13 protein-coding genes are annotated in these 14,795 nt (G+C 70.2%); 9 read left to right on the forward strand and 4 right to left on the reverse strand.

Annotation, left to right across the window (positions count from 1 at the left end; translation table 11 throughout):
- Positions 1–884 precede the first annotated feature (884 nt).
- From HXX10_RS23090 to HXX10_RS23100, 3 genes are all read left to right on the forward strand, one after another.
- Positions 885–1,982, forward strand: a complete 1,098-nt coding sequence (locus HXX10_RS23090) for an alpha/beta hydrolase (RefSeq protein ID WP_296525617.1) — start codon at positions 885–887, stop codon at positions 1,980–1,982.
- A gap of 117 nt (positions 1,983–2,099) precedes the next feature.
- Positions 2,100–3,563 carry a caspase family protein gene (locus tag HXX10_RS23095; protein WP_296525618.1) on the forward strand — a complete coding sequence of 488 codons (1,464 nt, stop codon included), beginning with the start codon at positions 2,100–2,102 and terminating at the stop codon, positions 3,561–3,563.
- A 134-nt stretch (positions 3,564–3,697) separates the two neighbouring features.
- Positions 3,698–4,894, forward strand: coding sequence for an MFS transporter (locus HXX10_RS23100; RefSeq protein WP_296525619.1), 1,197 nt, complete (start codon positions 3,698–3,700; stop codon positions 4,892–4,894).
- Between the two features lie 12 nt (positions 4,895–4,906).
- Here the strand turns inward: HXX10_RS23100 and HXX10_RS23105 are convergent, their stop codons facing one another.
- The gene (locus tag HXX10_RS23105) at positions 4,907–5,182 is read right to left on the reverse strand and encodes a hypothetical protein (protein ID WP_296525620.1); all 276 of its coding nucleotides are present in this window, start codon (positions 5,180–5,182) and stop codon (positions 4,907–4,909) included.
- Between the two features lie 233 nt (positions 5,183–5,415).
- Between HXX10_RS23105 and HXX10_RS23110 the strand changes: the two genes are divergently transcribed.
- Positions 5,416–6,075 carry an exonuclease domain-containing protein gene (locus tag HXX10_RS23110; RefSeq protein ID WP_296525621.1) on the forward strand — a complete coding sequence of 220 codons (660 nt, stop codon included), beginning with the start codon at positions 5,416–5,418 and terminating at the stop codon, positions 6,073–6,075.
- 92 nt (positions 6,076–6,167) lie between these two features.
- Here HXX10_RS23110 and HXX10_RS23115 read toward each other — a convergent pair whose 3' ends face one another.
- Positions 6,168–6,914 (reverse strand): GntR family transcriptional regulator, encoded by a 747-nt coding sequence (locus HXX10_RS23115; protein WP_296525622.1) that lies wholly within the window; start codon positions 6,912–6,914, stop codon positions 6,168–6,170.
- A gap of 684 nt (positions 6,915–7,598) precedes the next feature.
- Here HXX10_RS23115 and HXX10_RS23120 point away from each other — a divergent pair.
- The 5 genes from HXX10_RS23120 to HXX10_RS23140 all read left to right on the forward strand — a co-directional run bounded on the left by HXX10_RS23120 (position 7,599) and on the right by HXX10_RS23140 (position 12,859).
- Positions 7,599–8,879 carry a CaiB/BaiF CoA-transferase family protein gene (locus HXX10_RS23120; protein WP_296525623.1) on the forward strand — a complete coding sequence of 427 codons (1,281 nt, stop codon included), beginning with the start codon at positions 7,599–7,601 and terminating at the stop codon, positions 8,877–8,879.
- Between the two features lie 101 nt (positions 8,880–8,980).
- A complete protein-coding gene (locus HXX10_RS23125; protein WP_296525624.1) occupies positions 8,981–9,583 on the forward strand; it encodes a carboxymuconolactone decarboxylase family protein in 603 nt (200 codons plus the stop codon).
- A gap of 11 nt (positions 9,584–9,594) precedes the next feature.
- Positions 9,595–10,497, forward strand: a complete 903-nt coding sequence (locus tag HXX10_RS23130; protein ID WP_296525625.1) for an amidohydrolase — start codon at positions 9,595–9,597, stop codon at positions 10,495–10,497.
- Between the two features lie 22 nt (positions 10,498–10,519).
- Positions 10,520–12,043: a 3-hydroxyacyl-CoA dehydrogenase PaaH gene (gene paaH / locus HXX10_RS23135; RefSeq protein ID WP_296525626.1), complete on the forward strand. Its 1,524-nt coding sequence runs from the start codon at positions 10,520–10,522 to the stop codon at positions 12,041–12,043.
- A gap of 24 nt (positions 12,044–12,067) precedes the next feature.
- A complete protein-coding gene (locus tag HXX10_RS23140) occupies positions 12,068–12,859 on the forward strand; it encodes an enoyl-CoA hydratase-related protein (protein ID WP_296525627.1) in 792 nt (263 codons plus the stop codon).
- A 145-nt stretch (positions 12,860–13,004) separates the two neighbouring features.
- On the opposite strand, the gene HXX10_RS23145 is transcribed toward HXX10_RS23140, so the two are convergent.
- Together HXX10_RS23145 and HXX10_RS23150 are read right to left on the reverse strand one after the other, a co-directional pair.
- Positions 13,005–13,670, reverse strand: a complete 666-nt coding sequence (locus HXX10_RS23145) for a flavin reductase family protein (RefSeq protein WP_296525628.1) — start codon at positions 13,668–13,670, stop codon at positions 13,005–13,007.
- An 84-nt stretch (positions 13,671–13,754) separates the two neighbouring features.
- The gene (locus HXX10_RS23150; protein WP_296525629.1) at positions 13,755–14,720 is read right to left on the reverse strand and encodes a tripartite tricarboxylate transporter substrate binding protein; all 966 of its coding nucleotides are present in this window, start codon (positions 14,718–14,720) and stop codon (positions 13,755–13,757) included.
- Positions 14,721–14,795: the final 75 nt, after the last annotated feature.

Below are 14,795 nucleotides of genomic sequence, written 5' to 3' on the forward strand. Positions count from 1 at the left end.
GGGTCATTTGCGGACTTATCGACGGCCGGAGAAGCGCCTTTCGCCCGTCCGTTCCTCATCGTTGAAGCCGAGGCCGGTTCGGTGGTGTGCCCGAACTCAAATTCGGTGTTCCCATCTCCGGAAAATAATCCTATAGTACTCCCGTCTCGCTCGTCGAGGGACGTCGACCGGTGACGTCGGGCGGCGGAGCGAGCCGGCGTTTTCGCGTGACGATCTCGCGCGGAAAAAAGCCGGTCGCCGGAACTCCCGGGAAATCCGGCCGGCGGATGCGGCGCCTGCGGGTCCGGCCTCGTCCGCCGGGCTCCCGGGGGTTTTTGGGGCTCCGCCCTCCGGGCACAACGACCCGGGCGCGAGGAGCATCGCTGAAGAGATCCGTCACCCCGGTCGGGCCGGATCGCAAGCGCGGCCCGAAAGCCGAAAATCGCCGCGGCGGAGCGCCGGGAGGCGGGCGCATCGACGCTTCGATGCGCGCTGCGCTTCTGGCGAAGCGCAGAAAAAGGTGTGGCGCCTGCCGGCGCTCCGCCTCCCTCGGCTTTTCAGGACGCCGGGGCACGGGTCATGGGCACACCCCGGGCGCGAACGCCGCGCCGCGGGATCAAAGGAGTTTTGCCTTCGAGCGCGCGCATACGTTCGGCACGAGGGCACGGCGGCGGAAAACCAGAACGGACCATGCCGTCATGTCCGGGCGAGACCTGCGTCCCTCCGACGAGAAAAGCGTCTGATTCACAAAATGATGGGTCGCCGGGTCGGAGCCCGGCAAGGCCGCCCGGAACGATCGGTCCCGGCACTCGCCCTGCTCTCGCCCCGATCGGGGGCCAGGAGAACCCCGGGGAACGGCTGTGGCGTCGGGGGACGCTGCGGCGGCATGCGGGATGACGGGCGATATGGGTTCGAACGAAACAGCGCTGTCGCGGCGGACGCTTTTGCGCGCCATGAGCTCGGCCGGTGCCGCGCTCGCGCTCGGCGGCTGCGCGGGGCTGGGCACCGAGGCGCCGGCTTTCGACGCGTCCGCTCTGGCGGCGCAGCCGAGCCTGATGGTGGCGACCAACCGGCGTGCCGTGAACGGCGCGCAGGCCCAGCCCTGGTTCGGATCGGAGCGTGGTTCCACCACCATCGCGCGGGCCCGGCTCGCGGCGCCGGACGGCGGCCGTTTCTCGCTCGCCGCGGTCGGGCTGTCCGACTGGAGCCTGACCGGCGTCGAGCGGGTGCCGCAGGTCGAGGATCTGTTCCGCGGCATGCCGACCGGCCGCGACGTCCTGGTCTATATCCACGGCTACAACACCACCTTCGAGACGGCGGTGCTCGACGCCGTGCATCTCTCCGACGGCATCAGCTTCCGCGGCTCGACCATGCTGTTCTCGTGGCCGTCGCGGGCCAAGCTCCTCGACTACGGCTACGACCGCGAGAGCGCCATGTGGTCGCGCGACTCGCTCGAGCGCGTGCTCGACCAGCTCATCGTCAGCCCGACGGTGGGGCGGATCAACATCGTCGCGCACAGCATCGGCACCATGCTAACGCTCGAGGCGCTGCGGCAGGTCTATGCGCGGCGCGGCGACGACCTGGTGTCGCGCATCGGCGCCGTGGTGTTCGCCTCGCCCGACATCGACATGGACGTGTTCACCTCGTCGGTCGGCCGCATCGGCGGCCTCGCGCCGAAGATCACGGTGGTCACCGCGACCAACGACCGGGCGCTCGCCGTGTCGCGCCTGATCGCCGGTGGCGTCACCCGGGTCGGCGCCGCCGAGAAGGCGCAGCTAGAGCGGCTCGGCATCCGGGTGATCGACGCCTCCGACAGCGGCTTCGGCGTCATCAACCACGACCTGTTCCTGTCGAACGAGGCGATCCGCGGCGTCATCCGGCGCGCCATCGAGACCGGCACCTATGCCGGCGTGCCGATGTCCGGCCCGCTGCCGGGCGGCCCCGCCGGTGGCCCTGTCGATCCGCTGTCGCCCGCCGCGGCGGCGTCTCTGCAGCCATACTGAGCCCGGCCGGTCGATCCGCCGGCGGCGCAGATTGTCGGCGCTGGGCCGGGCCGTTATGGTTTCGCGCCGGTCCGTGATCCTCCGTTCCCCCGACGGGCCGTCCGGACGGGAGTGCACATGCGACGACCTCTCAGGGCCGCGGCCGTCCGCTCGATCGGTCCGGCGCTCGTCGCGATCCTGTGCGCCCTGCTGCTGGTGGCGGTCGCCGCCCCGAGCGCGGCTGCCGAGGCGCGCACCGCGCTGGTCGTCGGCAATGCCGCCTACGGCTTCGCGCCGCTCGCCAATCCGCTCAATGACGCCACCGACATCGCCGCGGCGCTGCGTGGCGCCGGCTTCGAGGTGACGCTGGCGACAGACGCCGACCAGCCGACCCTGAAGGCCGCGGTGCGCCGCTTCGCCGACACGCTCAAGAGCCGCGGCGGCGTCGGCCTGTTCTTCTTCGCCGGCCACGGCGTGCAGGTCGGCGGCGAGAACTACATCGTCCCGATCTCGCCCCGCGCCCCCTCGGCCGAGGAGCTGAGGACCGCCTCGGTCACCGCCTCCGAGGTGGTCGACGCCATGACCAGCGCCGGCAACGTCCTCAACATCGTGGTGCTCGACGCCTGCCGCGACAATCCGATCGCCGGCACCAGCACGCGCGGCCTGTCGCGGATCGACAGCGGCGCCAGCCTGTTCGTTTCCTTCTCCACCTCGCCGGGCGCCGTGGCCCTCGACGGCTCGGGCCGCAACAGCCCCTACGCCAAGCACCTGACGCAGGCGCTGGCGACGCCCGGCCTGACCCTGGAGGACACCTTCAAGCGCACCCTGAAGGGCGTCTATCAGGAGACCCGCGGCCAGCAGACGCCGTGGCTCTCGTCGTCCTTCTTCGGGGACTTCGTCTTCCGCGAGGCGGCGCTCGCACCGCGGCCGATGCCGTCGCCGGCGCCTGCTCCGCCATCGTCCTCCTCGCCGCCGCCGGTCGCCGATCCGCGTGTCGCCCCGCGCGAACCGCGCCCCGTCCAGGCCGCCGTGGCACCGCGGCTCGCCGGCCTCTACCGCGCCGACGGCAAGAATCCCGACGGCAGCCGCTATCGCGGCATGGTGGCGCTGCAGCCGGCCGGGGAGGGGATGCGCTTCACCTGGTGGATCGGCCGCGACGTGTTTCGCGGCACCGGCGAGTTCGCCGGCCGCATGCTGGTGGTGAACTGGGGCCAGACCCATCCGGTGATCTACGGCTTCGGCGGCAGCCGCGATCTCGATGGCGAATGGGCCGACGGCACCGCGACCGAGCGGCTGACGCTGTTCGCCGCGGCCGCCGACCGCCCGGTGGCACCGCCGCAGGGCCGCTACCGGGTCGCCGGCCGCAATGCCGACGGCAGCCGCTATGCCGGCACGCTCGCCATGCGGCGCGAGGGCGACCTCTATCGGCTGAGCTGGCGGGTCGGATCGAGCGGCTATCAGGGCACCGGCCGGCTCGACAGCAATGTGCTCACCGTCGACTGGGGTGCGGCGACGCCGGTCGTCTACGCCCTCGCCGCCGACGGCACCCTGACCGGCCTGTGGGACGCCGGCCGCGGCGAGGAGATTTTGACGCCGGAGTGAGGCGTTCCCTCCGGTTGTGCCCAATCATCATGCGTCGGTCGTATTGTCGCGGCATGACGGCCCTGCGGGCCGGTGCGCCCGCGGGCGGCACCGGTGTGCTATCGGGGGTCGGCTTCGGACCCCGAGGAGACGCCGTGTTCGGCAATCCCGACATCAACCGGCTGGCCGTGCATTCCGGCCTGCGCCAGATCGCCTGGGGCCTCGCCGGCGTGTTCTTCTTCGCCGTGCTGCTGCGGGCCGGCTTGTCGCCGGCCGGCGCGTTCCTGGCTGTCGCGGCGACGCTTGCCGCGCGGCTCGCCACAAGGCCGCTCGCCTTCGCGTTGATCCGCGCCTACGGGGTCCGCACCACCATGCTGCTCGGCAGCCTGCTTTACGTCGTCGAGTTTCCCGTGCTGGCGATGACCGATGTCGGCCGGTGGTGGACGGTCGCCGCCTATGTGCTCGCCGTGGCGCTCGCCGACGTGACCTACTGGACCTGCTACCACGCGGTGTTTGCGGCCGCCGGCGATGTCGGCGAGCGTGGCGCGCAGGTCGGCGTGCGCACCCTCGTGCTGGTCGGGGCCGACGCCGTCGCCCCGGTGGTCGGCGGGCTCCTGCTGACCTGGCACCCCTGGGCCGCCTTCGCGGCGGCATCCGTCGTCGCGCTGGTCGCCATCGTGCCGTTCTGGTCCGTGCCGGTCCCGGCCGTCGACCTTTCCGGCAACCACGGCTGGGCGCCGTTCCGCGAGGGGGTGCGTTTGTTCGCGGCCGACGGCTTCCTGCTGTGCGGCATGGCGATCACCTGGGGCCTGATCATGTTCGAGGCGTTCGACCGCCGCTTCGACGCCTTCGGCTGGCTGCTCGGCGCTGCGGCGATCGCCGGGGCGTTGGGCGGGCTGGTGCTCGGCCGCCTGATCGACGCGGGTCACGCGCGCCGCGCCGTCTGGCTGAACCTCGCCGCCATGGCGGTCGTGGTGCTGCTGCGCACCTGGCTTGCCGACACCCCGACCGGCGTCGTCGTCGCCGCGCTCGCCACCCAGGCGCTGTTCGGCCTCTATGTGCCCACCCTGATGACGGCTGTTTACAACGCCGCCAAGAGGTCGCCCTGCGCGGTGCGCTTCCACTATCTGGCGGAGGCCGGCTGGGACGTCGGTGGGATCGTGGTCTGCCTGCTGACGGCGGCGGCCCTCGCCCTCGGCGTGCCGGCCCGCTTCATCTTGCTGCTGGCGCTGCCGGTGCTGGCGCTGCAGGCCTGGTGGCTCGACCGCGGCTATGCCGCGGCGCGTGAAGCCGATCGAACGCCCGCCACAGGGACACCGGCCGCCGCTGTGCTCGCCGGCCGGCTCGACTGAAACCGCACGGCCTCAGAGCGCGCGGCTCGAAAACGAATGCTCGACCGGGTCGTGGTGCAGCCGCTGGCGGGCGATCAGCAAGCGCATTGTCGCCGCCAGGCTGACGATCAGCAGCAGACCGATCAGGACCAGGCCGGCCTGCGACCAGGCGTCGGCCGAGACGTGCGTCGGGGCCTTGGCGATCGCCATCGCGACATGGGTGAGTCGTGCGATCAGGAACAGGCCGCCGAGACTGCCGACGAAGACGACGAGGCCGATCAGGGTTCCAGGTGTCCGATCCTCGTTCATTTCAACCTCCGGGATCGACCCGGCCGCCCGTATGCCGGGCAGCCGGATGACGACCAGAATCCTAAGCCCGCGCGGTGGGGCCGGGCATCGGGGTTTTCATGGAGGCCGGTCGCTTCGAGCCAAGTAAAGTGACCGCGACGAAGGATTGCTTGGGCAGAGGCCCGGGTTCGGGCCATGATGCCCCGAGAACCGGCCATCGCGTCGATGGTCGGCGGCTGTTTCGGAGGACCGTGATGCACGCGCCGGGCTTTCTCGATGGGTTCGACCGGCTGGTCGCCTTCGACGCCGAGACCACCGGCAAGCGCGCGCCCGATCCCGCTTTCATCCGCAAGCAACCGTTGGGATGGCGGCCGCCGGGCCTCGTCATCGAGGTCGGCTTCGTGGAACTGCGGCGCGAGGCCGACGGGTGGCGCAAGGGCGAGACCTGGCGCTCGCTGGTCAACCCGGACGCTCCGATCGATCCCGCCGCCATCAAGGTGCACGGCATCCGCCCGGCGGAACTCAAGAACGCGCCACGCTTTCCGGCGATCCTGCCGCAACTGCGCGACTTCGTCGCCGACTCGCCGATCGTCGCCCATGCCTGGGAGAACGAGCGGGACTTTTTGGATTACGAGTTCGCCCGGGCCAAGGTGATCGGCTGGGGCGAGCGCGCCTATGACGAAGCGCGCTATCTCTGCACCCAGAAGCTCTACGCCCAGATTTTCCCCGGTGCCTCGATGTCGCTCACCGCGATGTGCGACCGCCTGGCGCTGGACGCCAGCGAGCGTGACAACCGCCACGGTGCGCTCCTCGACGCCGACATGACGGCCGACGCGCTGCTGCTGCTCGACCAGATCCTCAAGGACGGCGGCAGCGGCAGCGCCACGCCACGAAGCTGGACGTTCGGAGGGTGAGGCTCGGTCGGCGTCGCGGCGGGCGCTCGACGGCTGCGGCGGCTGCGGGCCGCGATGCGATCATCCGTCTGGAAAGCCGCCGAATGCGCCGGTCACTTCAGCTTCATGTCGATGCGGAGCGTGTCGCCGCGGTAGAGCCCTTCGCCGATGAACACCAGGCATCCGTCACGATCGACGACCGTCCGGTGCACGATCGCGACCGGCGCGTTGAGGGAGATGTCCAGATATTTCGCGGTCTCCACGTCGGCGGTGCCGATCGTCAGGGTCTGACGGGCGTCCTTGATCTTCAGTCCCGGAATGTCGGCGATCAGCTTCAGGGCCGGCTTGCTCTGAAAGTCCTTCCTCGAAATCTTGCTGGCGAGGCGCTCGTCGATATAGAGGTCGCTGAGATAATACGGCGTGCCGGTGCGCGAATGCAGGCGGCGGATGCGCTGATAGGACGGCGCCAGCGTGCCGACCGGATGCATCACGTGGTGCGGCTGCATGCCGCGTTCCTCCGAGAGCGTCTGGATCACGGCGTTCTTGCGCGGCATCAGGAGGCCGGACCAGTCGGTCGCGACCTCGCACCAGAGCTGCACCTCCGGCCGCTTGCGGACGAACGTGCCCTTGGCGCGGAAGCGCTCGATCAACTGATCCTTCGCCAGGATATCGAGGGCCTGCCGAATGGTGGCGCGCGCCACGCCGACCTCGACGGCCAGCTCGTCCACGGTCGGGATCTGCTGCCCGACGGTCCACTGCCCGGATTCGATCCGACGCCGGAACAGACTGGCCAACTGGATGTAGCGGGCGACGGCGCTGCGGTTGAGGTCCGGAGCGGCGTCTGAGCTGGATGCTTTCATGCTCTATTCCCGGTCGACGCGCGTGCCACATGACGACGCGACGATCGACGCGACAGTCTGCGATGTCGAACCGCATGCATGTCCCGGACCACTGTCTGCGCTGGCGTCGTCGCTCGGCATGACCCGCGCGGCCGCCGGCGCGAGACGCTCTCGCCGGACTTTCGAAGACGACCGCGTCGTCATGCGTCGCACCCGACACCTAAAACAAGCAAAGCGTTCGGCGCCACATCAGACGGCCGAGATCGATGCCCTGAACCGATAGACCATTCGCCTAGTCAATGCAACTATTGCGGGTTGCGTCGCGCTTCAACTCTCGCCCGGCGCGCAGGTCGCGCAGGCGCTCGGCGTGGTTCCTCTGGCGCGAAGGCGCGGTGGAGGCGGGCCCGGCGCGCGGTACGAAGCCGTTTCGGCTCGATTCGAAGCATGCCTCCGGCCTCCCGGCGCCGGCGACTCTGCTCACGCTGCTGCCGCGATCGGGCCGCCGAGCAAGGCTGGCCCGATCAAAAAGTGCTGGACAGATCGGCGCATTAGGTCATATATCTGGCCTAACGGCACTTGGCTCCTCACCCCGGAGGTGCTCCGGCGTCGGAACTGGCGACGCAAGGCCGGCCGGTGTCGACAAACCCGCTTCGAGCGAGCATCGAACGGGTTATCTTTACGGACGCACGAACAGCCGGAGCCGTCATGGCCACCACAGCAGAATCACCTCGGGCCGCCGGATCGGCGGACAGCTCGCAGCCGCAGCGGGTCGGTCCGCTCGCCCATATCCGGGTGCTCGACATGGGCCGCATCATGGCGGCGCCCTGGGCGACGCAGATCTTCGCCGATCTCGGAGCGGATGTCATCAAGATCGAGCGTCCGGGCGTCGGCGACGATACCCGCGGCTGGGGGCCGCCGTTCCTGAAGAGTCCGGATGGCGCCACGGCAGGCGACGCCGGCTACTTCCTGTCCGTCAATCGCGGCAAGCGATCCGTCACGGTCGACATCACCAAGCCCGAGGGGCAGGAGATCATTCACCGGCTCGCCGCGACCGCGGACGTCGCCATCGAGAACTTCAAGGCGGGAACGCTGGAGCGATACCGGCTCGATGCCGCGTCGCTGCGGGCCGTCAATCCGCGGCTGGTCTACTGCTCGGTCACCGGCTTCGGTCAGGACGGCCCGCGCCACGAGCAGGCGGCCTACGACTTCGCCATCCAGGCGATGGGCGGCCTGATGAGCGTGACCGGCGAGCGCGACGACCTGCCCGGCGGCGGGCCGCAGAAGGTCGGCCTGCCGATCGTCGACATCATGACCGGGATGTATGCCGCCGTCGCCGTGCTGGCGGCCCTGACGCGCCGCGCCGAGACCGGGCAGGGCGAGACGATCGATCTCGCGATGCTCGATGTGCAGGCGGCCGTGCTGGCCAATCAGGCGATGAACTGGATGCTGTCCGGCAGGACGCCCAAGCGCGGCGGCAACCGCCATCCGAACATCCAGCCGCAGGACGTGTTTCCCTGCGCCGACGGGCATCTGGTGCTGGCGGTCGGCAATGACGGGCAGTTCGCCCGGCTGTGCAGCGTGCTCGAGCGGTCCGAATGGGCGAGTGACGAGCGTTTCAGCAGCAACGCCGCGCGCGTTCGCAACAACGCGGTGCTGACCGCGCTGCTGAGCGAGCGCTTCCGCATGGTCGGCCGCGCCGAGCTGATCAAGGCGCTCGACGCCGTGGGCGTGCCTTGCGCGCCCATCAACGACATCCCGCAGGTGTTCGACGACCCGCAGATCCGTCATCGCGAGATGCGGCGCGACCTGCCGCATCCGGTCGCCGGAACGGTGCCGCAGGTCGTCAGCCCGCTGCGTTTCGCGGACGAGCCGCTGCGCTTCGATCGCGCGCCGCCGCTGCTGGGCCAGCACACGCGCGACATTCTCGCCGAGCTCGGGCTCGACGATGCCGCGCAGAGCGAGCTCGCCGCGCGCGGCGTGACCTGACGCGACCGAGCCCGACACGGCTGACGGCTTGCACGACCGAAGGCCTGCACGACCGAAGCCTTGCACGAGCGAAGGCTTGCACGAGCGACCAAGGATTGCCGATGCCCCGCATCCCTCTCCCCGATCCGGCCGACATGACGGCCGAGCAACGCGCCGTGCACGACTCCGTGGTGTCGGGTCCGCGCGGAAAGATGATCGGCCCGCTGCGCGCCGTCATCCACAGTCCGGAGCTCGCCCGCCGCTGGTCGGCGCTCGGCGAGTTCCTGCGCTACTCCACCTGTCTGCCGCCACGGCTCAACGAGCTGGCCATCATCGTCGTCGGCCGGCGCTACACCAGCCAGGTCGAGTGGTGGGCCCATTCGGCCGCCGCGGCCAAGGCCGGCCTCTCGGTCGAGGTGATCGAAGCGATCCGGCTCGGCGAACCGCCGGCGTTCTCCGACCAGGACGAGGCCGCGGTGTACGAGTTTGCGCGTCAGCTCGTGCAAGCCGGCCAGGTGGACGAGGCGACCTATCGGGCCGTCGAGCGTCGCTTCGGCGCGCGCGGAGTCGTCGAGCTGGCCGGCGTCGTCGGCTACTACACGATGGTGTCGATGACGCTCAACGTGCACGACATCCCGCTGCCGGACGGTGTCGCCACCCAGCTCTCCCCGCTGCCGCAATCGAACGGGCTGCTGACGCCGTTGCCGGCGGCCCGCCCCCGCTGAGAGGAAACGCCATGCCGGGATTCGACATCGTCGCGGCGCCGCCCGTGTCGGCACCGACCGTCGCGCTGCCGCCGGGCGCCTGCGACGCGCACAGCCACGTCTTCGGCCCCTTCGATCGGTTCCCGCCGCTGCAGGCCTCGGTCTATGCCTTGCCGGACGCGTCGCCGGACGTGCATGCGGCAACACGGGCAAAGCTCGGCGTCGCCTATGGGGTGCTCACCCAGCCGGCGCCCTACGCCAACGATCCCGCGGCCATGCTCGATGCGGTCCGTCGCTCCGGCGGCGCCTTGAAGGCGGTCGCCGCCACCGACAGCGCGATCGACGATGCGACGCTCGAGGCATGGCGCGCCGGCGGCATCTGCGGCCTGCGGTTCGTCGAGATGCGGGCGCCCGGCGGCCAACGCTATCCGGGCAGCGTCGGGGCCGACCAGCTCGTCGCGCTGGCGCCGCGCATGCGCGCCCTCGGTCTCCATGCACAACTTTGGGCGAATGCGGCCGACCATGCCACGCTGCTGCCCGATCTGCTGCGTCTCGGCGTGCCGCTGGTGCTCGATCACATGGGCTGCCCGGATCCGGCACGCGGCCCGGGCGACCCGAGCTTCGGCGCGATCCTCGACGCGATGAAGACCGGTCAGGTGTGGGTGAAGCTGTCGGTGTGCCGGGTGTCGCGCACCCAGCCCGACTATCCCGACGTGAAGCCCCTGCACGACGCCCTGGTGGCGGCCATGCCCAACCGGCTCGTCTGGGGCTCCGACTGGCCGTATGTTCGGCTCGATCCGTCGCCCGACGCCGGCCGGCTGCTCGACCTGTTCGCGGGCTGGCTCGGCGACGACGCCCTGCGGCATCGGATTCTCGTCGAGAACCCCGCCGCGCTGTATGGATTCCCCGGCCCGAGCAAGCACGCCGCGGCCTGAGCCACTCAATCGGAGACACGCGATGTCCGACGCCGAAGCGGCCCTGCCGACCACCGTCCCGATCGCCGTGGTCGGCGCCGGAACCATGGGAAGCGGCATCGCGCTCGTCGCCGCCAAGGCCGGACACAAGGTGCTGCTGCACGATGCCAACGCCGAGGCGATCCAGCGCGGCCTCGATGGGCTGCGCAGCGGGCTCGACCGCCTGGTCGCGAAAGGCAAGATGACGGCCGCCGAACGCGACGCGCAGCTCGGCCGCATCGCGCCGACCCCGGATGTCGACGCCGTCGCGCCCGCCGGGCTGGTGATCGAGGCGATCATCGAGGACTTCGGCATCAAGCGCGATCTGTTCCGGCGGATCGAAGCCGCCGTCGCGCCTGATGCCATTCTGGCCACCAACACGTCGTCGCTGTCGGTGACGGCCCTGGCGGCCGTGCTGTCGCGGCCCGAGCGGTTCGTCGGCGTCCACTTCTTCAATCCGGCCCCGATCCTGCCGCTGGTGGAGATCGTCAGCGGCCATCTCACCGCGCCGGCTGTCGCCGCGACGGCGTTCGCCACCTGCCGGGCCTGGGGCAAGACGCCCGTCCACTGCCGCTCGACCCCCGGATTCATCGTCAATCGGGTCGCCCGGCCGTTCTACGGCGAAACGCTGCGCCTGCTGACCGAAGGCGCCGCCTCCCCGGCGACGCTCGATGCCATCCTGCGCGAGGCGGGCGGGTTTCGCATGGGCCCCTGCGAGCTGATGGATATGATCGGGCACGACATCAACTACGCGGTGACCCGGACCGTCTATGAGCTCCTGTTCCAGGATCCGCGATACAAGCCCTCGCTCGTGCAGAAGGAGCTGGTGGACTCCGGGCTCCTCGGCCGCAAGAGCGGACGCGGATTCTTCGACTATGCCGACGGCGCGACCGCGCCGGCGCCGGACGACGCACCGGCCGGCCCAAGGCCGGCGCGCGCCGTGATCGAGGGCGATCTCGGTCCGGCGGCGGCGCTTGCGGCGCTCGCCGACGCGGCCGGGCTGACGGTCGAGCGTCGCGACGGCACCGGCCTCGTCCGGCTCGACGGCGCCACGCTGGCCCTGACCGACGGACGCTGCGCCACCGAGCGCATGGCGGAGGCGGGTGGCCCATCCGTTCTGTTCGACCTCGCCCTGGATTACGGCACGGCCAAGCGCGTGGCGATCGCCCGCGCCGATCAGGCGCCGGCGACCGCGACGGCAGCGGCCGCGGGCTTCTTCCAGGCGCTCGGCAAGTCCGTGTCGGTGCTGGACGATGCGCCCGGCCTCGTCGTGATGCGCACCGTCGCGATGATCGTCAACGAGGCCGTCGACGCCGCGCACCAACAGGTCGCCAGCATCGACGACATCGACCTGTCGATGCTCAAGGGCGTCAACTATCCGCGCGGGCCGCTGGCCTGGTGCGATTCCCTCGGCGCCGCGCGGGTCGCGACCGTCATCGACTCGCTCGGGCGCACTTACGGGGAGGATCGCTATCGCGCCTCGCCGCTGCTCAAGCGTCACGCCCTGACGGGGCGCTCGTTCCACTGAACCCACGGATCCGGACACAGCGACATGACGGACTCTTCAGGCGCAAAGCCGCCGGTGACCAGCCGGTGCGACGGCAAAGGCGCAGCCATCATCACGATCGACCGGCCGGAGCGCCGCAATGCCTTGAACCTGGAGGTGAAGGGCCTGATCGCCGACGCCGTGGAGGCGCTGACGGCGGACGAGACGGTCGACGTGATCATCCTCACCGGCGCCGGCGGGTGCTTCGTCGCCGGGACCGATCTGGCCGAGATGGCGACCATGACGCCGCAGACCCATGTCGCACTACAGACCGACCGGGTGTTCAACGTCCTGCGCCATTGCCCCAAGATCCTGATCGCGGCGGTCGAAGGCTACGCGCTGGGCGGCGGCTGCGAGCTCGCGCTGTGCTGCGACCTGATCATTGCCGGGGAGGATGCCGCGTTCGGCCAGCCGGAAATCCGCGTCGGCATCATGCCGGGCGCCGGCGGATCGCAGCGGCTGCTGCGCGCCATCGGCAAGTACCGCGCCATGAAGCTGATGCTGACCGGCGAGCCGGTGCGGGCGCCCGATGCGCTCGCCATGGGCATGATCTCCGAGGTGGCGCCGAAAGGAGCCGCGCTCGAGCGTGCGCTGGCGCTCGCCAAGACGATCCTCGCCATGCCGCCGCTCGCCGTCCGCGCCATCAAGGAGGTCGTCACGCTCGGCCAGGACGCGCCGCTGGAAACGGCGCTGGCGCTGGAACGCAAGGCCTTCGTGATGCTGTTCGACAGCGCCGACCAGAAGGAAGGCATGCAGGCCTTCCTGGAGAAGAGGAAGCCGACCTACCAGGGGTGCTGAGCCGCGCGGTGCTCATTCCCGCGAAAGCGGGAATCCAGGAGCCACGCCCGGCGAGGCTCTGGGTCCCCGCTTTCGCCGGGACGAGCGGATTTGGTGGGCGATTCATCTCCAATAAAAATCTGTTTAGCCGCGGGGATCGGAGCAGCTACTTGCTCTCCGGCCCGGTCCAGCCTTCGCCGCCGGGGGGGCGCTGCAGCATCGGACGCTCGAAGATTTCGCCGAGCGCGGCGTAGAACGGCCCGCCCAGGCGGGCGATCGGCCGCATCTTCACGCTGTCGACGCGGCGGCCGTCGAAGATCTCCGGCGAGAGATGGAAGGCGACGACCTCGCCGATATACAGCGTGTTGATGCCGCTGCCGAGCACCACCACCTGGTCGAGACGGCACTCCATCTGCACCGGCGACAGCGCGATGCGCGGCGGCTTGACGTGCCGGCTCGGCAGCAGCGGAATGCCGAGCGCCTCCGCCTCGCTGACCTCGGGCGGGAAGTTCTGGCCGCTGCGATGCATCAGCTCCATGGTCGCTTCGGTGGCGACATTGACGACGAACTCGCCCGTCGCCTTGATGTTGCGGGCCGTGTCCTTGATGGCGTCGCCGGGCGCGCCGGCGCGCTTGGCGATGTTCATGGCCAGCATCGGCGGCGTGGTGGCGACGTAGTTGTAGGAGCTGAACGGCGCCACATTGACGAGGCCGTCCGGGTTGACCGTGGTGATCCACGCCACCGGACGCGGCACGACGCAGCCGACGATCAGGCGATAGGCCGCCTCGGTGTCGAGGTTTTTGGCGTCGATGGTGACGAAGTCGTCGGGCATGGCGCAATCCGGTGGGGGCGCGAGGAATACGAGGGCGAGCGGCCGGCGGCCGCCACGGGCGAGGCCTTGGTCAGCCCGCCTTGATCACCGGGCCTTGATCTGCGCGGTGGCGATGAGGCGGGCCATGCGGTCGGCATCCAGCTTCAGGTAGGCGGCGAAGTCCTTGGCGTCGAGATAGAACACCTCGCTGCCTTGCGAAACGATCTTCTGGCGCACGGCCGGCATGCTCATCACGGTGGCGAGCGTCGCGCCGAGCTTGTCGAGAACCGCCCGGGGTGTCTTCGCCGGTGCCGATATGCCGTACCAGGTGCCGATGTCGAAGCCCTTCAGGCCCAGCTCGTCGAGCGTCGGGACGTTAGGGAGCTGGTCGGCCCGCTTCAGGGTCGTCACGGCGAGCGCGCGCAGCGCGCCGGACTCGATGTGCTGCAGCAGCGGCGGCGCGTTCAGGAAGCCGAGATCCATCTGGCCGGAGACGAGGTCGGTCGTCGCCGGCGCGACGCCCGTGTAGGGAACATGCACCATGGTGGCGCCGGTCATCTGCTTGAACAGCTCGGCGGCGAGGTGGGGCTGGCTGCCGATGCCCACCGAGCCGAAGTTCAGCGTGTCCGGATGGGCCTTGGTGTAGGCGACGAGCTCGGGCACGCTGCGGATCGGCAGCGAGGCGCGGACCACCAGCACGTTGGGGACATTGGCCACCATCGCCACCGGCGCGAAATCGGCGATCCCGTCATAGGTCACCTTCGACAGCAGCGGCATGATGGCATGGGCCGTGGCGGTCGACAGATAGAGCGTGTGTCCGTCCGGCTCGGCATGCGCCACGAAGCTCGCGCCGATCGTGGTGCCGGCACCCGGCTTGTTGACGACGATCACCTCCTTGCCGAGCACGTCGGCCATGGCCGCGGCGATCGTCCGGGCCAGGAGGTCGGCCGAGCCGCCGGCCGCATACGGATTGACGAGCTGGATGGTGGTGCGCGGGAAGTCCTGCGCCTGTGAGGTACCGATCAGTGCGCCGGCCGTCAGCGCCGCGACGAGAAGCCCCTTCGTGATCATTGTTTCCCCCGTGATGTCCTGCCTTGACGGCTTTTCGGGCTTGTTGGGGCCCTGGATGTCTCAGTCCCCGACGGC

This window comes from Rhodoplanes sp., from assembly GCF_013377085.1.
Taxonomy (GTDB): domain Bacteria; phylum Pseudomonadota; class Alphaproteobacteria; order Rhizobiales; family Xanthobacteraceae; genus Rhodoplanes.

Excerpts from the sequence above, each read along its gene's own strand:
- HXX10_RS23140 (WP_296525627.1), top strand. The coding sequence starts at position 12,068 with ATGACGGACTCTTCAGGCGCAAAGCCGCCGGTGACCAGCCGGTGCGAC.
- HXX10_RS23105 (WP_296525620.1), bottom strand. The coding sequence starts at position 5,182 with ATGAACGAGGATCGGACACCTGGAACCCTGATCGGCCTCGTCGTCTTC.
- HXX10_RS23110 (WP_296525621.1), top strand. The coding sequence starts at position 5,416 with ATGCACGCGCCGGGCTTTCTCGATGGGTTCGACCGGCTGGTCGCCTTC.
- HXX10_RS23130 (WP_296525625.1), top strand. The coding sequence starts at position 9,595 with ATGCCGGGATTCGACATCGTCGCGGCGCCGCCCGTGTCGGCACCGACC.
- HXX10_RS23145 (WP_296525628.1), bottom strand. The coding sequence starts at position 13,670 with ATGCCCGACGACTTCGTCACCATCGACGCCAAAAACCTCGACACCGAG.
- HXX10_RS23125 (WP_296525624.1), top strand. The coding sequence starts at position 8,981 with ATGCCCCGCATCCCTCTCCCCGATCCGGCCGACATGACGGCCGAGCAA.
- HXX10_RS23090 (WP_296525617.1), top strand. The coding sequence starts at position 885 with ATGGGTTCGAACGAAACAGCGCTGTCGCGGCGGACGCTTTTGCGCGCC.
- HXX10_RS23095 (WP_296525618.1), top strand. The coding sequence starts at position 2,100 with ATGCGACGACCTCTCAGGGCCGCGGCCGTCCGCTCGATCGGTCCGGCG.
- HXX10_RS23150 (WP_296525629.1), bottom strand. The coding sequence starts at position 14,720 with ATGATCACGAAGGGGCTTCTCGTCGCGGCGCTGACGGCCGGCGCACTG.
- paaH (WP_296525626.1), top strand. The coding sequence starts at position 10,520 with ATGTCCGACGCCGAAGCGGCCCTGCCGACCACCGTCCCGATCGCCGTG.
- HXX10_RS23115 (WP_296525622.1), bottom strand. The coding sequence starts at position 6,914 with ATGAAAGCATCCAGCTCAGACGCCGCTCCGGACCTCAACCGCAGCGCC.
- HXX10_RS23120 (WP_296525623.1), top strand. The coding sequence starts at position 7,599 with ATGGCCACCACAGCAGAATCACCTCGGGCCGCCGGATCGGCGGACAGC.